The sequence below is a fragment of the Streptomyces sp. NPDC012825 genome (genome assembly GCF_042900925.1).
In the GTDB taxonomy this organism is placed as follows: Bacteria; Actinomycetota; Actinomycetes; order Streptomycetales; family Streptomycetaceae; genus Streptomyces.
The window spans coordinates 63,120-82,428 of the sequence record NZ_JBIBBZ010000023.1 but is presented as its reverse complement, the minus strand read 5'-3'; the positions used below and the strand labels follow the sequence as shown (position 1 = coordinate 82,428).

The 19,309-nt window shown below is 74.5% G+C and carries 19 protein-coding genes; 15 read left to right on the top strand and 4 right to left on the bottom strand.

The genetic code is table 11. The features are described from left to right. From ACFY7E_RS30050 to ACFY7E_RS30040, 3 genes are all read left to right on the top strand, one after another. On the top strand, positions 1-96 hold a 96-nt coding region (locus ACFY7E_RS30050), incomplete at its 5' end, for an acyl-CoA dehydrogenase family protein (protein WP_365541901.1). 36 nt (positions 97-132) lie between these two features. Next, the gene (locus tag ACFY7E_RS30045) at positions 133-918 is read left to right on the top strand and encodes an electron transfer flavoprotein subunit beta/FixA family protein (protein ID WP_389490329.1); all 786 of its coding nucleotides are present in this window, start codon (positions 133-135) and stop codon (positions 916-918) included. A 39-nt stretch (positions 919-957) separates the two neighbouring features. Then, entirely contained in the window at positions 958-1,914 is a 957-nt protein-coding gene (locus ACFY7E_RS30040; protein WP_383441186.1) for an electron transfer flavoprotein subunit alpha/FixB family protein, read from the top strand. 85 nt (positions 1,915-1,999) lie between these two features. Here the strand turns inward: ACFY7E_RS30040 and ACFY7E_RS30035 are convergent, their stop codons facing one another. From ACFY7E_RS30035 to ACFY7E_RS30025, 3 genes are all read right to left on the bottom strand, one after another. Then, entirely contained in the window at positions 2,000-2,386 is a 387-nt protein-coding gene (locus ACFY7E_RS30035; protein WP_383440406.1) for a zinc ribbon domain-containing protein, read from the bottom strand. A 152-nt stretch (positions 2,387-2,538) separates the two neighbouring features. Then, positions 2,539-3,246, bottom strand: coding sequence for a TetR/AcrR family transcriptional regulator (locus ACFY7E_RS30030; RefSeq protein WP_389490326.1), 708 nt, complete (start codon positions 3,244-3,246; stop codon positions 2,539-2,541). A gap of 88 nt (positions 3,247-3,334) precedes the next feature. Next, positions 3,335-4,096 carry an SDR family NAD(P)-dependent oxidoreductase gene (locus ACFY7E_RS30025; protein WP_383440400.1) on the bottom strand — a complete coding sequence of 254 codons (762 nt, stop codon included), beginning with the start codon at positions 4,094-4,096 and terminating at the stop codon, positions 3,335-3,337. 386 nt (positions 4,097-4,482) lie between these two features. Here ACFY7E_RS30025 and ACFY7E_RS30020 point away from each other — a divergent pair, with 386 nt between their 5' ends. Genes ACFY7E_RS30020 through ACFY7E_RS30010 form a run of 3 tightly spaced genes read left to right on the top strand, consistent with a single transcriptional unit; the run spans position 4,483 to position 7,932 of the window. Continuing rightward, positions 4,483-5,220, top strand: a complete 738-nt coding sequence (locus ACFY7E_RS30020) for a response regulator transcription factor (RefSeq protein WP_389490333.1) — start codon at positions 4,483-4,485, stop codon at positions 5,218-5,220. After that, on the top strand, positions 5,220-5,870 hold the full coding sequence (locus ACFY7E_RS30015; protein ID WP_389490323.1) for a DUF4255 domain-containing protein: 651 nt from the start codon (positions 5,220-5,222) through the stop codon (positions 5,868-5,870). The genes ACFY7E_RS30020 and ACFY7E_RS30015 overlap by 1 nt, the downstream gene beginning before the upstream one ends. Beyond that, entirely contained in the window at positions 5,860-7,932 is a 2,073-nt protein-coding gene (locus tag ACFY7E_RS30010) for an ATP-binding protein (RefSeq protein ID WP_389490321.1), read from the top strand. The genes ACFY7E_RS30015 and ACFY7E_RS30010 overlap by 11 nt, the downstream gene beginning before the upstream one ends. A gap of 171 nt (positions 7,933-8,103) precedes the next feature. Here ACFY7E_RS30010 and ACFY7E_RS30005 read toward each other — a convergent pair whose 3' ends face one another. Next, a complete protein-coding gene (locus tag ACFY7E_RS30005; protein WP_389490319.1) occupies positions 8,104-9,774 on the bottom strand; it encodes a peptidoglycan-binding protein in 1,671 nt (556 codons plus the stop codon). Between the two features lie 522 nt (positions 9,775-10,296). On the opposite strand from ACFY7E_RS30005, the gene ACFY7E_RS30000 reads away from it, so the two are divergent. From ACFY7E_RS30000 to ACFY7E_RS29960, 9 genes are all read left to right on the top strand, one after another. Further along, positions 10,297-11,898, top strand: a complete 1,602-nt coding sequence (locus ACFY7E_RS30000) for a phage tail sheath family protein (RefSeq protein ID WP_389490317.1) — start codon at positions 10,297-10,299, stop codon at positions 11,896-11,898. Between the two features lie 105 nt (positions 11,899-12,003). Next, on the top strand, positions 12,004-12,447 hold the full coding sequence (locus ACFY7E_RS29995; protein WP_389490314.1) for a phage tail protein: 444 nt from the start codon (positions 12,004-12,006) through the stop codon (positions 12,445-12,447). Next, on the top strand, positions 12,447-12,869 hold the full coding sequence (locus ACFY7E_RS29990) for a hypothetical protein (protein ID WP_389490313.1): 423 nt from the start codon (positions 12,447-12,449) through the stop codon (positions 12,867-12,869). The genes ACFY7E_RS29995 and ACFY7E_RS29990 overlap by 1 nt, the downstream gene beginning before the upstream one ends. Further along, positions 12,866-13,018: a hypothetical protein gene (locus ACFY7E_RS29985; RefSeq protein ID WP_389490310.1), complete on the top strand. Its 153-nt coding sequence runs from the start codon at positions 12,866-12,868 to the stop codon at positions 13,016-13,018. The genes ACFY7E_RS29990 and ACFY7E_RS29985 overlap by 4 nt, the downstream gene beginning before the upstream one ends. A 2,237-nt stretch (positions 13,019-15,255) precedes the next feature. Further along, the gene (locus ACFY7E_RS29980) at positions 15,256-15,828 is read left to right on the top strand and encodes a hypothetical protein (protein ID WP_389490308.1); all 573 of its coding nucleotides are present in this window, start codon (positions 15,256-15,258) and stop codon (positions 15,826-15,828) included. 56 nt (positions 15,829-15,884) lie between these two features. Further along, on the top strand, positions 15,885-16,322 hold the full coding sequence (locus ACFY7E_RS29975; protein WP_062751605.1) for a phage tail protein: 438 nt from the start codon (positions 15,885-15,887) through the stop codon (positions 16,320-16,322). A gap of 1 nt (position 16,323) precedes the next feature. Further along, positions 16,324-17,052, top strand: a complete 729-nt coding sequence (locus ACFY7E_RS29970; RefSeq protein WP_389490306.1) for a LysM peptidoglycan-binding domain-containing protein — start codon at positions 16,324-16,326, stop codon at positions 17,050-17,052. Further along, positions 17,049-18,863 (top strand): VgrG-related protein, encoded by a 1,815-nt coding sequence (locus ACFY7E_RS29965; protein ID WP_389490304.1) that lies wholly within the window; start codon positions 17,049-17,051, stop codon positions 18,861-18,863. Before ACFY7E_RS29970 ends, ACFY7E_RS29965 begins: the two co-directional genes overlap by 4 nt. A gap of 39 nt (positions 18,864-18,902) precedes the next feature. Next, positions 18,903-19,301 (top strand): GPW/gp25 family protein, encoded by a 399-nt coding sequence (locus tag ACFY7E_RS29960; RefSeq protein WP_389490302.1) that lies wholly within the window; start codon positions 18,903-18,905, stop codon positions 19,299-19,301. Positions 19,302-19,309: the final 8 nt, after the last annotated feature.

The window sequence follows — 19,309 nt, the reverse complement described above, 5'->3', positions numbered from 1 at the left end:
CCCGTCGAACGTATGATGCGCGACGCCAAGATCACCCAGATCTACGAAGGCACCAACCAGATCCAGCGCATCGTCATGGCCCGCAACCTCCCGTAATCCCAAGACCGTTGAGCTGTTGAAAGGAGACAGGCCGTGACCCTGAAGATCGCTGTCTGTGTGAAGTACGTCCCCGACGCGACCGGCGACCGCGGTTTCGCCGACGACCTGACGACCGACCGCGAGGCCGTCGACGGCCTGCTCTCGGAGCTGGACGAGTACGCCGTCGAGCAGGCCCTGCAGATCTCCGAGGAGGCGGACGAGGCGGAGGTCACCGTCGTCACCGTGGGCCCGGACGACGCCAAGGACGCGCTGCGCAAGGCGCTGTCGATGGGCGCCGACAAGGCCGTCCACGTCAACGACGAGTCCATTCACGGCTCGGACGTCTTCGCCACCTCCGCGATCCTCGCCAAGGCCCTGGAGAAGACCGGCTTCGACCTGGTCGTCTGCGGCATGGCCTCGACCGACGGCGCCATGGGCGTGCTGCCCGCGCTGCTCGCCGAGCGGCTGAACCTGCCGCAGGTCACCCTGCTCTCCGAGGTCTCCGTCGAGGACGGCACCGTGAAGGGCCGCCGGGACGGCGACGCCGCCACCGAGCTCCTGGAGGCCCCGCTGCCGGCCGTCGTGTCGGTCACCGACCAGTCCGGCGAGGCCCGTTACCCCTCCTTCAAGGGGATCATGGCCGCCAAGAAGAAGCCGGTCCAGGAGCTGGACCTGGACGACCTGGACGTCGACGCCGACGAGGTCGGCCTCGGCGGGGCCTGGACCCTGGTCGACTCCGCGACCCCGCGTCCGGCCCGTACCCAGGGCACGATCGTCACGGACGAGGGCGACGGCGGCAAGCAGCTCGCCGCCTTCCTCGCCGCCCAGAAGTTCATCTGATCCGCCCCCGGCCAGACACCCACACAGGAGCAACGAATCATGGCTGAGATCCTGGTTCTCGTGGACCACGCCGACGGTGCGGTCCGCAAGCCGGCCCTCGAACTGCTCACGCTCGCCCGCCGCATCGGCGAGCCGTCGGCCGTCGTCCTCGGCGCCGGCGAGGCCGCCGCGTCGATCGCCGCGACCGTAGGCGAGTACGGCGCGGCCACCGTGTACGTCGCGGACGGCGCCGAGTTCGCCGAGCAGCTCGTCGTGCCGAAGGTCGACGCGCTCACCCAGCTCGCGAAGGAGAAGGGGGCGGCCGCCGTCCTGGTGACCTCCTCCGGCGAGGGCAAGGAGATCGCGGCCCGCGTCGCGCTCCGCCTCGGCTCCGGTCTGATCACCGACGCCGTGGAGCTGGAGGCCGGCGAGAACGGCCCGGTCGCCACCCAGTCCGTCTTCGCCGCCTCGTACCAGGTGAGGTCGACCGTCTCGAAGGGCGTGCCGGTCGTCACCGTCAAGCCCAACTCCGCCGCCCCGGAGGCCGCCCCGGCCGCCGGCACGGTCGAGAACGTCTCCGTCGCCTTCACGGGCAACGCGGCGAAGGTCGTCTCGCGCACCCCGCGCGTCTCCACCGGCCGTCCCGAGCTGACCGAGTCCGCGATCGTGGTCTCCGGCGGCCGCGGCGTCGGCGCGGCCGAGGGCTTCGGGGTCGTCGAGAAGCTGGCCGACTCGCTCGGCGCGGCCGTCGGCGCCTCCCGCGCCGCCGTGGACGCCGGCTGGTACCCGCACGCCAACCAGGTCGGCCAGACCGGCAAGCAGGTCTCGCCGCAGCTGTACGTCGCGGCGGGCATCTCCGGCGCGATCCAGCACCGGGCCGGCATGCAGACGTCGAAGACGATCGTCGCGGTCAACAAGGACCCGGAGGCCCCGATCTTCGACCTCGTGGACTACGGCGTGGTCGGTGACCTCTTCGCGGTGCTGCCGCAGCTGACGGACGAGATCGGCCCCCGCTGACCCTCCGGCACCGGAGAAGGGGCGGGTGAATGGCACTCTGTGCCACTCACCCGCCCCTTTCGCACGATGTGGGACCGGGGCCCGCTCACATCCAGCCGTCGAGCGGGACCTCTTCGCAGAGGCGGACGACCGGCCGGCGGCCGGAGACGCCGACGCCCGAGGAGAGCCTGACCCGGACCCCGGGGCGCACCGCGTGCGGCGGTCCGTCGACCCGGCAGCGGACCACGAAGCCCTCCGTCATGTGCACCGGCCAGAGGTCGGCGTCGGCCGCGGCGACCCCGCGCCGTACGGAGATCACCCCCTCGCCCCCGCTGAGTTCGGGCGCGAGGTCGGTCGACCCGCAGGTCGGACAGAGCAGTCGCCGGAACATGGTGGTGTGGCACCAGCGGCAGCGCTGGAAGTAGAGCTCGGAGTCGGGGTCCGACTCCTCGGCCTGGACGGCGGTCCCGCTCCTCAGTCCCGTGTGGAACACGATGCCTTCTCCTCGCACTCGGCGGCTCGACCGTGCATGGAGCAAAGATATGGCACTGAGTGCCATCAAATAAAGACCTGAGTTCCCTCAATCGGAGATACCGAGATCCCCGGGAGGCATCCGGGCCCCTCGGTGGACCCCTCCGATTCCCCTCAGTCCCCGCCGAGGCTCGACTCCACCTCGCGCACCACGCGCCACATCGGGGTGGACCGCTTGGTGATGACCACCACGACGTCCTCCGCCTCCTCGGACGGGGCGTCCGGTGCCGGGGCGGCGCCCCAGGTGGTGCGCACGAACCCCAGGGCCTCGTCCACCGCGGCCAGCGGGTCGCCATCTCCGCCCGAGCGCAGCCAGTGGCGCAGGGCGTGGTTGTGGGCGGCGACCACGGCCGCCGCGACCACATTGGCCCGCAGGGTGCCGTCCCTGCGGTCGGCCCAGCGGGTGCGCAGGTAGTCGCCGAGCGTCTTCTCGTACCGCCAGACCACCGACAGCTCGTACGTGCGGAGGCCGGCCACCTCGCGGGTGAGCCGGTAGCGCTGCACGGAGAAGGTGGGGTTCTCGGCGTACATCCGCATGACGAGCCGGGCGGCGCCGCAGACCCGGGCGACCGGGTCGTCGGAGTCCGCGCTCGCCGCGAGGAAGCGGGTCATGTCGTCGAGGCACTGGTCGTGGTCGGGGAAGACCACGTCCTCCTTCGACGGGAAGTACCGGAAGAAGGACCGCCGGCCGACGCCCGCGAGGGTCACGATGTCGTCGACGGTGGTCTGCTCGTAGCCCCGCTCCAGGAAGAGCTGGAAGGCCGCGGCGATGAGGGAGTCCCGCATCGCGGGCTTCGTGGAGTTCGTCGACGCTGTTCCCATGCGTCGAAACTAGCATTGGGAGTGCGGACGCGCGGCACTCGGTACCGGAAGGATCCGGCACCGAGTGCTGTATGGAGGGTACGGAGGCTCAGCGCGCGGTCATCCGGAGCGCGCCGTCCATGCGGATCGTCTCGCCGTTGAGGTAGTCGTGCTCGACGATCATCGTGACGAGCCGGGCGTACTCCTCCGGGCGGGCGAGGCGCTGCGGGAAGGTGACGCTCGCGGCGAGACCGGCCCGGACGTCCTCGGTGAAGCCGGCCATCATCGGGGTGTCGACGATGCCGGGGGCGACGGTGACGACCCGGATGCCGAACTGCGCGAGGTCGCGGGCGGCGGTGACGGTCATGCCGGCGACGCCCGCCTTGGAGGCGGCGTACGCGATCTGGCCGACCTGCCCCTCGAAGGCGGCGATGGAGGCGGTGTTGACGACGAGGCCGCGCTGCCCGTGCGCGTCGGGCTCGTGCCGGGCGACGGCCTCGGCGGCGAGCCGCATCACGTTGAACGTGCCGAGCAGGTTGACGTTCAGGACGGCGCGGAACAGGTCGAGGTCGTGCGGTCCCTTGCGGCCCAGGATCCGGGCGGAGGGGGCGATGCCGGCGCAGTTCACGGCGAGCCGCAGCTCGGCGCCGTCGGCGTCGATCTCGGCGAGGGCCGCGCGGACCTGCTCCTCGTCGGTGACGTCGGCGGCGAGCAGCCGGACGCCCTCGGGGAGGTCCCCGGCGGCGGCCACGGCCTTGTCCAGGTCCAGGCCGTAGACGGTGGCGCCCCGGGCGGCGAGCGCGGCGGCGGTGGCGGCACCGAGGCCGGAGGCGGCGCCGGTGACGAGAGCGGCGGAGCCTGCGATGTCCATGGAACTCCTCGTTCGTGTCGTGCGGGGGCGACCCTGCCGCCGGGATGGCCGCCGGATCGGGCGCGTGCCCGCGGAGGACCGCGCGGTCCGCGCGATCTGCGCCGCCCACCATAGAACCGCGCGGCACGACGCCGAAAGCGGAGGCCGGGCGCGGTAACGGTGTCGGCGGAAGCGTTAGCGCGACGGCAGCGGGACGTGAGCAGCGCGCGGCAGGCTGGTGGCGACCATCGTGGTCGGCGTGCGCCGGCCACGGCCAGCAGACCGCGGGGATCGCCGTGCGTGCCGGACACCGGCCCGGGGGCACCGGCGCGGCCGCCCCGCCTTCCGTACCGGACGCCGACCACGCCCGGACGGCCGGGGCGCGCGAGAAGGAGCAGGTAGCGGAAGTGCTCACCAAGCGGGTGACGGTGACCGTCCACGCGTCCGATCCGCTCAGCCGGGCCGGGCTGATCAGCCACTTGCGGCACCAGCCGTCCCTCGACGTCCTGCCGGAGCGGACGGAGGGGGAACGGGGCCGGGAGGGGCAGGGCCGGGAGGAGCGGGACCAGGGGGATCGGGATCGGGCGGATCGGGACCGGGGCCGGGATCCGGAGGACCGGGACGCTCCCGCCGTCGCCGTGATGCTCGCGGACCGGATCGACGAGTCGACCACGGCCGAGCTGCGACGGTTGCTGCGCGGCCGGGACCAGCGGGTCGTCCTCGTCGCGGGCGAGCTGCGCGAACCGGACCTGCTGTCGGTGGTCGAGTACGGGGTGCGCGCCATCATCTGGCGCCACCAGGCCACCGAACAGCGTCTGTTGAGCGCCGTGCACAGCGCGGCGCGCGGCGAGGGGGAACTGCCGCCGGACCTGGTCAGCCGGCTCCTGAACCAGGTGGGCCGGCTCCGGCGGGCGACGGCGACGGGCGCGTCGGCCGGCGGGACGGTGCCGCTCTTCGGGATGGCGCCGCGCGAGGTGGACGTCCTGCGGCTGCTCGCCGAGGGCCTGGACACCCGGCAGATCAGCGAGAGGCTCGCCTACTCCGAGCGCACCGTCAAGAACGTCCTGCACGCCCTGATGACCCGCCTCCAGCTCACCAACCGGGCGCATGCCGTCGCGTACGCGCTCCGCGAAGGCTACATCTGATGATCCACGAGATCGACGGGGCGCTGCGCCGCCTCCTCGCGCCCGCCGTGACGGGCGAGGTCGCCTTCGACGCGCCGACCCGTGACTGGGCGGCCCGCCGCAACGAGCCGACCCTGAACGCCTACCTGTACGACATCCGCGAGGACGTGGAGCGGCGCGAGCGCGGCGTCCTCGCCGAGCGGGACGTCCGGGGGATCGTGACGCGCCGCCGCCGGCCGGTGCGCTGGTTCCGCCTTTCGTACCTGGTGACGGCCTGGACCGCCCGCCCCGAGGACGAACACCGCCTGCTCTCGGGGGCGTTGGCCCTGCTGCTGCCCCACGAGGTGCTGCCGGACGAGGTGGTGCCGGAGTCGGTGCGCCGGGTCTCCACCGCCCTTCCGCTCTCCGTCGCGGTGCCGCCGGCCGAATCGCGGTCGCTCGCGGAGATCTGGTCGGCGCTGGGCGGCGAGCTCAAACCGTCCCTGGACGTCGTGGTCGTCACGCCGTTCCCGGTCGCCCCGGCGTACGATCCGGCGCCGCCGGTCACCGTGGGCGCGGAGCTCGTCGTCCGCGGGATCGACGGCGTACCGGCCGACTCCCGGCCCCGGATGCTGCGGCGGCCGGGGCCGACCACCCCCGAGTGGAAGGCCGGGGGCGGACATGGGCGTTGACGGTACGGGCGACGGGGACGTGTTCGCTCTGGTCGCCGCCCTGCGCTCCCGGGTCGCCGCCCTCGTGGACGCCCGCAGCGCGGGGGACCCCACGGCGGGCGATCCGCTGCGGGGGCTGTACGTCACGCAGGAGACGGCCCGCCGGATCGCGACGGGCCCGGCCCCGGGCGCGGTACGGGAGGCGGGGGCCGCCCAGGGCACGGACGCCGTGCACGACACGGAGGTCGTACGGAGTGCCGGCGCCGCCCTGCCGGGCATCGGCGCCGTCCTGCCGGACACCGGTGGGGCGGGTCGGGTGGCCGGGCTCGCGCGGGCCTTCGGTCTCTCCGCACTCGACGCGCACATCCTCCTCGTGGCGCTCGCGCCCGAGGTGGACCGGGGCTTCGAGGTCCTCTACGGCTACCTCAACGACGACGTCGGCCGCCGCCGCGCCACCGCGGGGCTCGCCCTCGACCTCGCGGGCACGGACCCCTTCGACCCGGCCGGCCGCGACCGCTTCCACCCGGCCGCCCCGCTGCGTGCCGAAGGCCTCCTGGAGGTCGCGGACGAGGACCGGCCGCTGCCGGGGCGGGAACTGCGCGTGCCGGAGCGGGTGGTGGCGCACCTCCTCGGCGACGACGGCCGCCTCGACGCGGAACTCGCGGGAAAGCATGTGGAGTTGCTACCGCCGGTGGTCACCGGTGCGTCCTCCGCGTTCGCGGCGCGGATCGCCGTCGCGTGGCCCGTCTCCGTACATCTGCGGGAACGCGCCCCCGGGGCCGGGACCGGGGCGGTGGTCGCCGCGCTGCGGGGCGCCGGACGGCCCGTGCTGCGGTACCGGCCGGAGTCCGCCGACGCGCCGGCGGCGCGGGCCCTGCTGCGCGAGGCCCGGCTGCGCGGCGCCGCCGTGGTCGTCGAGCCGCTGCCGCCGGACCCGGGGCCGCTGGTGCGCGCACTGGTCCCGGCCTCCGTGACGGTGGTCCTCGCCGGCACCGGCGCGCCCGACCCCCGGTGGGCGCCGGACGCCGACCTGCTCGCGCTGGACGCGCCGGACGGGCCGACGGGCGACGGCGACCTGTGGCGGCGGGAACTCGGCCCGCTGGAGGGCGACTTCGACCTGGAACGGGCCGTCGCCCCGTACCGGCTCGGTGACGACCAGATCCGCCGGGCGGCCCGCTCGGCGCGGGCCCTCGCCGCGTTCGAGGGGACCGCGCCGACCCTCGCGCACGTGCGGCACAGTGCCCGGCTGGTCTCCGCGCCGCTGCTCGACAGCCGTGCGCGGCGGATCCGGCCCGCCGTCGGTTTCGCCGATCTGGTGCTCCCCCAGGAGCCGTTGGAGCTGCTGCGCGAGCTGACCGGGCGGGCCCGCGACCGGGACCGGGTGCTCGGCGAGTGGCGGCTGCGGACCGGCGGCGGGCGCGGGCGCGGCGTCGTCGCCCTCTTCGCCGGGGAGTCGGGCACCGGCAAGACGCTCGGCGCCGAGGTCGTCGCGGGCGAACTGGGCCTGGATCTCTATGTGGTGGACCTCTCGTCGGTGGTCGACAAGTACGTCGGGGAGACCGAGAAGAACCTGGAGCGGATCTTCGCCGAGGTGGACCGCACGGACTGCGTCCTGCTGTTCGACGAGGCCGACGCGGTCTTCGGCAAGCGGTCGGAGGTGCGGAGCTCGCACGACCGGTACGCCAACCTGGAGAGCGCGTACCTGCTCCAGCGCCTGGAGGCGTTCGACGGGATCGCGGTGCTCACCACCAACCTCCGGTCCCACATCGACGAGGCGTTCACGCGCCGGCTCGACCTGGTCGTGGAGTTCCCGTTCCCCGACGCCGCCCTGCGGGCGTCGCTCTGGCACTCCTCCCTGGCGGGCACGCCGAGGGCGGCGGACGTGGACGGGGAGATCGCGCGCTGCGCCGAGGAGTTCGAGCTGGCGGGCGGTGCGATCCGGTCGGCCGCGGTGACGGCCGGCTATCTGGCGGCGGCCCGCGGGTCGGCGGTGACCGGTGCCGACGTACGGGCGGGCGCGCGGCGCGAGTACCGGAAGGCGGGCCGGCTGGTGCCGGACGCGGGGCTGCCCTGGGCGCCGTGACGGCCGCCGGGCGCGTGCGAGGAGGGGGCCACCCGTGCGGGTGGCCCCCTTCCGCGTATCGAAGTCGTCGGGCCCGTCGAGTCCTCGGGGCCGTCGGTTCGTCCGTTCGTCGGGCCGACGGGCCGACGGGCCGACGGGCCGACGGGCCGTCGAGCCGTCGAGCCGTCGGGGTCACATGATGCTGCCGCCGATCATCTTGCGGAGTGTCGGCCAGTCGACGGTGCCGGTCGGATCGAGGCCGACGGCCGCCTGGTAGTCGCGGATCTTCGCCTCGACCTGGGTGCTGTAGCGGCTGGTCTCGTCCCGGCCCGTGCGGAAGTGGTCGATGCCGTGCCGGGCGTTGACGCGGGCCCGGGTGAAGTCGGCTTCGCTGTACTGCCGGTTGTACGCCGCCCAGAAGGCGGCCATCAGCTGGGTGGTCTCCCAACTGGTGCCGCCGGGGCGGGCCTTGTCGGGCGTGATGCCCTGGGCCCACAGGGAGGTGAGCGTGGCCGGGCCGAGGGTGCCCTCCCGGTCCGTGTCCAGGATCGCGGCGGAGTTCTTGCCGTTCTTCTCGCCGTCGTCGACGACGGCGTGCTGGTAGCAGGCGAGGGAGTCCCGGGTCGGCGCGTCGATCACGCCGGCGCTCCAGCCCGGCGCGAGCCTGCAGGGGTTCGCGGACCCCAGGTGCGCGAGGCGTTCCTGGGCGAACTCGACGACGAGGTCCTTCGGGGATCCGGGCACCCAGGGCGGCACGGGCGCGGCGAGGGGCGGGGCAGGGGGCTGTTCGTTCCCCCCGCCGTCACCGCCCGAGCCACCGCCCGATCCGCCGCCGCCCGATCCGCCGCCCGGCCCGTTGTCGGAGCCGCCGCCCGGATCGCCGCCCGAGCCGCCGCCGGTCGGCCCTCCCCCCGTCGGGCCGCCGCCCGTGTCCGGGTCTCCCCCGCCGGGCGGCGGCGCTCCGCCGTCCGCGGGGGGCGGGGCGTCGCCGCCGGGCCCGTTCCCGCCCGGCGCGGGCCCGTCGGTGCCGGAGGGCGGGGGCGCCACGGGGAGCACGTCCCCGCTGCCCTGCGGGGCGGGCCGGGGCTCGGCCGTCGACCGGAGGTCTTTGGCCGCGCTGACGATCTTCGGCGAGAAGCCGAACCAGAGCACGGCGAAGGCGACGGCGGCGGTCATCAGGAGCCCGCCCGCCACCACCAGCCAGGTCCCGAGGACGGGGCGCTGGTCGAAGGCGGCGTCGAGGTCGAGGGCCGTGTCGTCACCGGCCCGCCGGACGGCCACGGTGAACCGGTGCGACTCCTCGGTCCCGGTCCACCGCACGGTCTGCGGCCGGACCACGAGTTCCCCGAAGGCGGCCCGGCCCGGAGCGATCTGCACCGCGTTCGGCCGGACGTCGAAGGTGAGCCGGTTCGCCTCGTCGCGCACCACGAGGGAGGCGGTCAACGGGGTGTTGCCGAGGTTGTCCACGGCGATGCGGGCCCGCCCGCGGAGGCGACCGGAGAGCGCGGGCGGCAGCACCTCGGCGCGCGTCTCGGTGAAGGGGGTGACGGTCAGCCGGCCCTCCACCACGTCGCGGGCGCCGCTGTTCTCCCGGGGGTCGACGCGGACGCCGTACGCGACCGGTCCGGCCTCCACGTCCGACGAGCGGGGCGGGGCGAACGAGATCTCGGCGGTCCCCTCGCTGCCCGGGTAGAGACGGAGGACGTCGGGCTCCACCCGGGACCAGCCCGCGGGCCTGCCCACCAGCGAGAGCCGGTACTCCTCCACGGTGTCGCCGGTGTTCCGCACCCGCAGGCGGGCGGAGGTCCGGGCCCCCGGCTCGACGGTCGCCTCGGCCGGGTCCAGAGAGGTCCACATGGTCATGGGCGAAGGCTAGGGGCGCGGGACCGGCGTCCGGTTGCCCGAACGTCCCCGGTCCGGGGCAGGACGGCGTGCCCCGGCGCCCCTCCGGGCGTCCCGGGTCCGGTCGCCGCCGGAGCCGTACTACCCGGGGTCCCGCCGTCGCATGCGCGGCCGCCCGTGAGGAACGGGGGACGCGGGTGTCCGTGAGGGCAGGGGCGGCTGCCCCCGCGACCGCCCCTTCCTCCCTGGCCCGGGCGGACGGCGGGGCGGCAGGGTCGGAAGCGTACGGCCGCCGTCCACGAACGTCACCGCGAACGCCGTCCACGAAACGCCACCACGACCGCCGTTCACTAACGCCACCACGACCGCCGCCCGAGACCGCCGCTCCCGAGCATCGCCGCGACCGCCGCCCGAGACCGCCGTCCACGGCCGCGGGGAAGGTGGGCGGACCCGTTCCCTCCGCACCCGGCCCGTCCGAACCGCCCGTCCGAACCGCCTCCCGCCCGAACTGCCCGCCCGACCGCCCCTCCAGGAGTCTCCGCCATGCCCACCTACCTGTCCCCCGGCGTCTACATCGAGGAAGTCGCCGGCGGCTCCCGGCCCATCGAGGGCATCGGGACCTCGGTCGCCGCGTTCGTCGGGCTCGCGCCCACCGGGCCGCTCGACGAGCCGGTGCTCGTGACCAACTGGTCCCAGTACGTGGCGTCGTTCGGCGACTTCACGGATGGGTACTACCTCGCCCACTCCGTGTACGGCTTCTTCAACAACGGCGGCAGCGCCGCGTACGTCGTGCGCGTCGGCGGCGGGGACGCGCAGGGCACCCCGGACGCCACGCAGGCCGCCGGAGCCGACGGGGCCGACGCGCCGCGGGAGCTCGTGGCCGGCGAGGCCGTGGCGCTCGGCTCCTTCCGGGTCGCCGCGCTCACCGCCGGGACCGGGGCGGGCGGGGCGCTCACCGTCGAGGTGCAGGACGTCGAGGGCGAGACCGAGCGCTTCAAGCTGGTCGTCAAGGACGGCGAGAAGGTCGTCGAGAGCTTCGACGCCTCCGCGAAGAAGAGCGCCCGCAACTACGTCGTGGCGCAGGTCAGGCAGCGCTCCAGGACGATCCTCCTGGAGGAGGCCGCGGCGGGCGGACAGCTCGCCAGGCCCGACGCGCAGACCGTGACCCTCGCCCCGCCGGCGCAGGCGCCCGTACCGGTCCCGGTGCAGGCCACCGGTGCCACGGGTTCCGCCGTACCGGAGTCCGGCCGGTTCATCGGCGACTCGGCCGACCGCACCGGCTTCGGCGGCCTGGAGGCGCTCGACGAGGTCAACATGGTCGCGGTGCCGGACCTGATGGCCGCCTACCAGCAGGGGCTCGTCGACCTGGAGCAGGTCAAGGCCGTGCAGCTCGGGCTGATCGCGCACTGCGAGCTGATGGGCGACCGGATGGCGATCCTCGACCCGCCGCCCGGCCTGAACGCCCGCGACGTCCGCAGGTGGCGTCAGGAGACCGCCGGTTACGACTCCCGGTACGCGGCGCTCTACTACCCGTGGATCAAGTCGTTCGACCCGGCGACCGGCCAGACCCGTACGGTGCCGCCGTCCGGCCACATGGCCGGCGTCTGGGCCCGCAGCGACACCGAGCGCGGCGTCCACAAGGCCCCCGCCAACGAGATCGTGCGCGGCGCGGTCGACCTGGAGCTCCAGATCACGCGCGGCGAGCAGGACCTGCTCAACCCGGTCGGCGTGAACTGCATCCGTTCCTTCCCCGGACGCGGCGTCCGCGTGTGGGGCGCGCGCACCCTCGCGTCCGACCCGGCGTGGCGCTACCTGAACGTGCGCCGCTACTTCAACTACCTGGAGGAGTCGATCCTCGTCGGTACGCAGTGGGTCGTCTTCGAGCCGAACGACCACGCGCTGTGGGCCCGCATCCGCCGCAACATCTCCGCGTTCCTCGTCAACGAGTGGCGCCAGGGAGCCCTGTTCGGCCAGCGCGCCGAGGACGCCTTCTACGTGAAGTGCGACGAGGAGACCAACACGCCGGAGTCGATCGACCTCGGCCGCGTGGTCTGCGAGATCGGCATCGCCCCGGTGAAGCCCGCCGAGTTCGTGGTCTTCCGCCTCGCCCAGTTCCAGGGCGGGGGCGGCGAGTTGGAGGAGTAGCCCTCCGCGCCGCACTGCCCCCTCGCACACCAACCCCCTTCGCGATCACGCGGGTCCGGTACGGACCGGCCCGCGGGTCCGCCACACGAACAGGAGTGACCCCTCATGGCCCTCGCCGCCGGCGACGCCCTCGCCGCCCACAACTTCGGCCTGCAGATCGACGGTGTGATGGTCGAGACCCTCCAAGAGGTCAGCAGCCTCACGATGGAGCAGGACGTCATCGAGTTCCAGCAGGTCTCGGCAGACGGCAAGCCGATCGTCAAGAAGCTCCCCGGCGTGAAGAAGGCCGGCGAGTGCACGGTGACCCGGGGCGCCACCCAGTCCGCCGTGTTCAGCCAGTGGATCGCGTCCTCCATCGCGGGCGACATGGGCGCGGCACGCAAGAACGCGTCCATCATCTTCATGGACTACCAGCTGAACGAGGTGAAGCGGTACAACCTCCGCAACGCCTGGTGCACCAAGGTGGAGGTGAGCGGGGCCAAGGCCGGTGAGGCCGCGGCCCTGACCGAGCAGGTCACCATCACCTTCGAAGAGCTGACGACCGGCTGATGCGGCGCGAGGGGCCGACGGGAGCGCGGCAGGACCACCGCCCGCACGAACCGCTCCGCACGGAGTTCGAGTTCGAGCTGCCGCGCGGGTTCGTCGACGAGGCGGGCACCGTGCACCGCAGCGGGGCGATGCGGCTGGCCACGGCCAGGGACGAGCTGGTCCCGCTGCGGGACGTCCGGGTCCGCGAGAACCCGGCCTACCTGTCCGTGGTGCTGCTCGGCCGGGTCATCACCCGGCTCGGCACGCTCCCGTCGGTCCACGACGGGACGGTGGAGAGCATGTTCGCCTCCGACCTGGCGTTCCTCCAGGACTTCTACCGGCAGATCAACGCGGAGGGCCACACCAGGGCCGCCGTCGCCTGCCCGCACTGCGAGGAGTCCTTCGAGGTCGAACTGGCCGGGAGCCGCCTGGGGGAATCGTGACGTACGCGGCCGACCGGATCGAGGAGGAGACCGCGTACCTCGCCTTCCATCTCCACTGGGGCATGGACGAGATCCTCGATCTGGAGCACGCGGACCGGCGCGGGTACGTGGCGCGGACGGCGTCGCTGGTGGAGCGGTCCCAGGCGTAGGGGCGGTCACGGAAGTACGGGGTCACGGGGAAGGGAGGGCGGAGACGGTGGGAATGTTCGAGAGGTGGCGGTCGCGGAGGCCGCGCGCGTCCGTGGAGGCCGGGAAGGCCGTGAAGGCCGTGAAGGCTCCCGGTGACGCGTGGCGGACGCTGCCGCCCGTGCGGCGGGTCCTGGACGCGCCGCACACCGTCGCGGAGCATGGCTTCGCCGCGTCCCTCGCGACCCACTGGAACCCCTCCTTCCGGACCGACCTGGGCCACGGCGCCCTCCCGGACGCCCCCGCGGGCGTCCTCCTGGACGCGGTGCGCCCCGTCCCCCCGTCGCACGCGGAACTCCCGGGCGTACGGCTGCCGGTGGCGGGAACGGCGGGGCGGGTCGCCCCTCCGGGTACGGACGCGGTCGCGGTCGCCCGAGCGGCTTCCGTGCCGTCCGGCCGGGGCGGGAACACCTTTGGTACGGGGGCGGGCGTCGCCCCGGGACCGGGTCCGGTCGGCGGGACCGGAGTGCCACGGGCGGTCCAGCGTGCGGCGGCGGTACCGCCCGGCCGGGACGGGGCCACGGCTGCTCCCGTACGGGACGAGACCGCCGTCCCGGACCCGGTTCCGTCCGTGCGACGTGCCGCCGCGACCATGCCCACGAGCGATCCGGTCCGGCCGGTGCCGAAGGCCCCGCACCCGGTCGTCCCGGGACCCGTACGACGCTCACCGCTGCTCTCCGCCCGGCCCGTACAACCGCCGCGCCGCCTGACGCCGGCGGGTCCGGCGGCCACGCGCGCACGGGAGAACGAAGAGACTCCCGTCACCGCCCCCGTCTCCCCCACCGCCCCCGCCTCCGCGCCGGAGCCTCCGGCTGCCGGGCGGTCCCCGATCGTCCCGGGCCCCGTTTCCCCCACGGGGCCCGGGACTCCCGGCGGCACGCCGAACGCCCCGGTCCAGCGCCGTCCGGTCGTACGCCGCACCCGACGCGCCCCGGGCGCCGACTGGACCACGACGGCCACGACGCCGGCCCCCGCACCCACGACGACCGAAACGTCCGTACAGAAGAGCCCGACCCCGCCCACCACGTCTCCTGCGCCCCCGGCGGCTCGGAAGACCCCGGCCACAGCCACTCCCGCACGGCCGACGAGCCCGGCAACCCCGAACACTCCCCCGCACCCGGGAACCACCACCTCACCCGCGCCCAAAGCGGCATCCGCCACAGCCCGGCAGAACTCGACCTCCCCCACCACCGCCACTCCCGCACAGCCGACGCACCCGGCAACCCCGAACACTCCCCCGCACCCGGGGACCACCACCTCACCCGCACCCGCACCCGCACCCGGAGCGGCATCTCCCACAGTCCGGCAGAACTCGGCCGCCCCCGCCATCGGCGCACCCGCACCTCCCTCGTCCCCGAACGTCCGGGCCCCTGGCGCGACTCCGGCTGCCCGTAAGAACCCGACCGTCGAAGTTCCCGCCCACCCGGCGGCTCCTGTCCTCCCGAGCATCCAGCGGAGCCCGGCCGCAGATGCGCCCCCGGCGGCTCCGGCGCCCCCGAGCGTCCGGGCCCCCGGGGCAACTCCGACTGCCCGAACGAACACAACCGCCGAGGCTCCCGCCCACCCGGCGCCTCCGGCCGACCGGGCGCCCCGATCGATCCCCGCCGTCCGGAAGCACCCGACCCCGCCCGCCCGCCCGACAGGTCACGAGAACCCGGCCCTCCCCGTACACCCGGAGTCCCCGGCCGCGTCCTCGTCCACGTCGGTTCCCGTACACACGCCGGTTCCCACGCCCGCACCAGTTCCGGCACCCCCGGCCGACCGAGCACCCCGGACGGCCCCGGCCGCTCCGCAAGGTCCGGTGCGGGCCGGGCTCGGAGCGCCCGTGCGGCGGTCCGGTGGCGAGGTGCCGGTGGCCAGGGCGCGCAGTGTGTCCCGTCGTTCCCCGATCGGGGCTCCGATCGCCCGCCCGTCCGCGTCCTCCGAGGCCTCCGCCTCCGCTCCGTCCGAGGCCGCACCCGACCAGCAGGGGACGCCTCTCCCGACACCGCTTCCCATCGCTCCCGCCCAGCGGGAAGCGCCCCTCCAGGCACCGCTTCCGACCGCTCCCGCCCAGCGGGAAACGCCCTCCTCGGCACCCCTCCCGCCCCCGTCTCCGACCGAGCCCGCCCAGCAGAAGACTCCTCATCCTGCTCCGGGACCCGTCCAGCGGGCGACGACCCCTCCGGTCGTCAGCCCCGCCCCACGGCGTTCCGCGACCGTGACCACGCCCACTCCCCCCGCGCCCGTCCCCCTGGTCACCGTCCCCGGCGTCCCCCGGGCCGCCGCCTCCCCCGCGCGGCGGTCGGGCGTGCTTCCGCTGGCCACCGGCCGGGCGCTGGTCCCGAGCCTGCCGGACGGTGCGAGCGCGCCCGTCGCTCCCCGTACCCCCGCCGTGAAGGCCGCGCCCCTCACCGCGCCCGGCCCGGCCGCCCCCCGGCCGGTCGTCCCCGTCGTCCCGCCCGCCGCCGCACGGCCGCTCGCACGGCCGGTGGCCGTGCAGCGGCGGAGCGCCCCCGAGACACCCTCCGTGCCCGTCCCGCTCCAGCGGACGGCCACCGTCGTCCCCCCGGCCCCGGCCCCGGCGGCCCCCCGTCGTACGACCGCCCCCGCCCCCGTACAACGCGCCGCCCATGCCCCCGCAGCCGCCCCCACCCCCGGCGAAGCCGGCGAATCCCCCGCCCATCTCGACGAGTTGGCCCGTCGTCTCGTCACCCCCCTCTCCCGGCTCCTGCGCGCCGAACTGCGTGCCGACCGCGAGCGGGTGGGCCGGCTCCGCGACCACGGACGCTGACCGGGCCGGTCCGCCCGAAGAACCCGAACGCCCGCCCCTACCCGAGAGACCGCCTCATGCCCACCCAGCCGGACCCCGCGTCCACCGTCTTCTTCAAGCTCACGATCGACGGCCAGGACCTCGGCCTGTTCAACGGCTGCGACGGCCTCGCCTCCGAGGTGGAGGTGGAGCGGCGCCAGGAGGGCGGCAACAACGGCTTCGTCTGGCAGCTCCCGACCCGCGTGACCTTCTCCACCATCCGGCTCACCCGTCCGCTCACCGCCGACACCGCCAAGGTCGCCGCCTGGATCTCGTCCCTCGCCACCGGGATCACCCGCCCGACGGCGCAGATCGCGGCCCTGCGCGCGAACGGTTCGGTCGTCGCGCAGTGGGGGCTCGTGGAGGTGCTGCCGGTCCGCTGGACGGGGCCGACCCTCGACCCGGTCAACCCGGCGGTGGCCACCGAGACCCTGGAGATCGCGCACCACGGCTTCACGGACGCGGGAGGCGCCTGAGATGGCGGGGACCGCGGCCCGGGGCCTCTCCCGCGCCTCGCTCGCCATCCACCAGCCGCCCGCCGACCTCGGCGGTTCCATGGGCGGCCGGATCGGCGAGGTGAGGTTCCAGTTCAACCCGGACCAGCTGCAGTTGAGCCGGTCGGCGCACTGGCACACCGAGCCGGCCGTCGCGTACACCCGCGGCGCGCCGCCGAAGTTCACCGGCAGCGAGCCGGCCCGGCTCCAGCTGGAGGTGTTCCTCGACCGGTCCGCCTCCCCGTCCTCGAAGGACGTGCAGCAGCAGGTCGAACTCCTGCTGTCCTGCTGCGAGGTGACCCCGCAGAGCATCGACGCGAAGGCGCCCTCGCCGCCGTGGGTGGAGTTCTCCTGGGGGTCGTTCTCGACCGTGCGGTTCGTCGCGTACGTGACCTCGGTCGCGGCGACGTACACCCTGTTCAGCCCCAGCGGGGTGCCGATCCGCGCCACCTGCTCGCTCTCCCTCACCGAGGTCGCCACCGCGACCAGGAAGCAGAACCCGACCTCCGGCGCGCTCTCGGCCCGCCGGGCGCACCGCACGGTCGCCGGGGACTCGCTGGCCTCCCTCGCCTGGCGGGAGTACGGCGACGCGACCCGCTGGCGGGTCATCGCCGAGGCGAACGGCATCGACGACCCGATGCGGCTGCGCCCCGGCACGGAACTGCTGCTCCCGTCCACCACCGATCTGCCGGAGACCCAGGGCGCCCCATGAGCGAGAAGACCTTCACCACCGTCCTCCACGTGCAGCTCGACGGCACGCCGCTGCCGGACCCGCTGGCGGTCCGGCTCACCGAGGGCTGGGTGGACGCCAGCGTCAACGTCCCGTCCGCGTTCCAGCTGACGTTCGGCGACAAGGACGGCACCCTCACCGAGAATTTCCCGTTCCTCAAGGTCGGGGCGATGGCGGTGCTTTCGCCGTTCACCGACGGGCGGCTCGGCGAGCCCATGCTGACCGGGGAGGTCACGGCCGTCGAGGTGGACGCGGCGCCGGGCCACGGCCGGTACCTGATCCTGCGCGGGTACGACCCCGGCCACCGGCTGCTGCGCAACCGGCGCGTCGAGGGCTATCCGAACATGACGGCCTCCGACATCGTGCGGAAGCTCGCCGGGCTCAACCGCGTCCCGATCGGCCGGATCGACGCCACGCCGACGGTGTACGAGCTGGCGACCCAGCCGAACATCACGGACTGGGACTTCCTGTCCCGGCTCGCGCGGGAGAACGACGTGCGGCTCTCCCTGGACCCGGCGGGCCGGCTCGTGTTCGCCGCGCTGCCGCCGGCCTCCGCCGCGCCCGCCGACACCACGCCGGCCGCGGCCAGCCCGTACGTCCTGGACTTCGGGGCGAACACGCTGCACAGCCGGGTGTCGGTGACGGCCGCCGGGCAGGTCGGGAGGGTCGACGTGCGGGGCTGGGACCCGCGCACCAAGCAGGCGCTGACCTCGCCGACGCCGGCGGCGGCGAGCCGGGACATCGTCTCGGACATCACCCCGGCGCAGCTCACCGCGCCCTTCGGCGCGGCCGAACTCGCCTCTACGGGAACGCCGTTCACGACGCAGGCGGAGGTGGCGCAGGCGGCTTCGGCGCTCGCCGACGACGTCACCGGTTCGTTCGCGGAGGTGGAGGTGTCCGTCACGGGCAATCCGGCGCTGAAGCCGGGGCAGCCGGTGGCGGTGAAGGGCGCGGGCTTCCCCTTCGAGGGGCGGTACACGGCGACCGGGGTACGTCATGTCTTCGCGTCGGGGCGGCAGTTCGTCACCTGGCTGACGGTGTCGGGCCGGCAGTTCCGCTCGCTGTACGGGACGGCCTCGGGCGGCGGCGAGCCGGCGCCGCCCATGCCGGGCGTGGCGGTCGCGCTCGTCACCAACACCAAGGACCCCCTGTCGCTCGGCCGGGTCCGGCTGCGCTTCCCGTGGCTGTCGGCGACGTACGAGAGCGGCTGGTGCCGGGTGGCGCAGCTCGGCGGGCGCGGGGGCGGCGGCCTGGTCCTGCCGGAGGTGGACGACGAGGTGCTGTGCGCCTTCGACCGGGGCTCCCTGGAGCATCCGTACGTCCTGGCGGGGCTGTACAACGGCGTCGACCGGCACACCCCGGCCACCGACCGGGTCCCGCCCGTGGACCCGACGAGCGGGCGGGTGCAGTGGCGCGCCCTGACGTCCCGCACGGGCCACACGGTGGAGCTGCGCGAGGAGGGCGGCCGGACGCGCGCCTCGCACGGCATCCGGCTGCGCACCTCGAAGGGGGGTCTGAGCGTCGAGCTGAACGAGGCCCGCACCACCCTGACCGTCGACAGCGACGGCACGGTCACCATCACGGGGGCCCGGGGCGTGACGGTCGAGTCGGGGGCGGACCTGAAGCTCTCGGCGGTGGGCCGGATCGAGCTGAGCGCGGGGATGGGCGTGGACATCAAGGCGGGGGCGAAGTTCAAGGTGTCGGCGCTGACCCAGGCCGTCGTGAACGCGCCGTCGTTCATCACCTCGACGGTCCCGATGCCCAATCCGGTCGTGGCGAACCTGCCGTTCTGATGCCACGCGTTCCACACGGTACGAGGAGGGGACGTTCCCTTGAGTGAGCACTTCGTCGGCGCGGGCTGGGCCTTCCCCCTGCGCACCGGTCCGAGCGGCTCCGTCGCGCTCGTCCGGCGCGACCGCGAGATCGAGGAGTCGATGCGGCTCGTGCTGGCGACGGCGCCGGGCGAGCGGCCGATGCGCCCCGAATTCGGCTGCGCGGTCCACGAGTTGGTGTTCGCACCGGTCAACGACGAGACGATGGGGCGGATCCGGTACGCGGTGACGACCTCGCTCGACCGCTGGGAGCCGCGCATCGAGGTGGAGGACGTCACGGTCTCCCCCTCCCCCGAGGAGCCGACCACCCTCCACATCGACGTCCGCTACCGGGTGCGCGGCGCCAACAACCCGCGCAACCTCGTCTTCCCCTTCTACGTCATCCCCTCCGAGGACTGAAAGAGCCG

What these genes read in the sequence shown, in the direction of transcription:
- ACFY7E_RS30040 (WP_383441186.1), top strand. Translation starts at nt 958, where the DNA reads ATGGCTGAGATCCTGGTTCTCGTGGACCACGCCGACGGTGCGGTCCGC.
- ACFY7E_RS30030 (WP_389490326.1), bottom strand. Translation starts at nt 3,246, where the DNA reads ATGGGAACAGCGTCGACGAACTCCACGAAGCCCGCGATGCGGGACTCC.
- ACFY7E_RS30025 (WP_383440400.1), bottom strand. Translation starts at nt 4,096, where the DNA reads ATGGACATCGCAGGCTCCGCCGCTCTCGTCACCGGCGCCGCCTCCGGC.
- ACFY7E_RS30015 (WP_389490323.1), top strand. Translation starts at nt 5,220, where the DNA reads ATGATCCACGAGATCGACGGGGCGCTGCGCCGCCTCCTCGCGCCCGCC.
- ACFY7E_RS30010 (WP_389490321.1), top strand. Translation starts at nt 5,860, where the DNA reads ATGGGCGTTGACGGTACGGGCGACGGGGACGTGTTCGCTCTGGTCGCC.
- ACFY7E_RS30005 (WP_389490319.1), bottom strand. Translation starts at nt 9,774, where the DNA reads ATGACCATGTGGACCTCTCTGGACCCGGCCGAGGCGACCGTCGAGCCG.
- ACFY7E_RS30000 (WP_389490317.1), top strand. Translation starts at nt 10,297, where the DNA reads ATGCCCACCTACCTGTCCCCCGGCGTCTACATCGAGGAAGTCGCCGGC.
- ACFY7E_RS29995 (WP_389490314.1), top strand. Translation starts at nt 12,004, where the DNA reads ATGGCCCTCGCCGCCGGCGACGCCCTCGCCGCCCACAACTTCGGCCTG.
- ACFY7E_RS29990 (WP_389490313.1), top strand. Translation starts at nt 12,447, where the DNA reads ATGCGGCGCGAGGGGCCGACGGGAGCGCGGCAGGACCACCGCCCGCAC.
- ACFY7E_RS29975 (WP_062751605.1), top strand. Translation starts at nt 15,885, where the DNA reads ATGCCCACCCAGCCGGACCCCGCGTCCACCGTCTTCTTCAAGCTCACG.
- ACFY7E_RS29970 (WP_389490306.1), top strand. Translation starts at nt 16,324, where the DNA reads ATGGCGGGGACCGCGGCCCGGGGCCTCTCCCGCGCCTCGCTCGCCATC.
- ACFY7E_RS29965 (WP_389490304.1), top strand. Translation starts at nt 17,049, where the DNA reads ATGAGCGAGAAGACCTTCACCACCGTCCTCCACGTGCAGCTCGACGGC.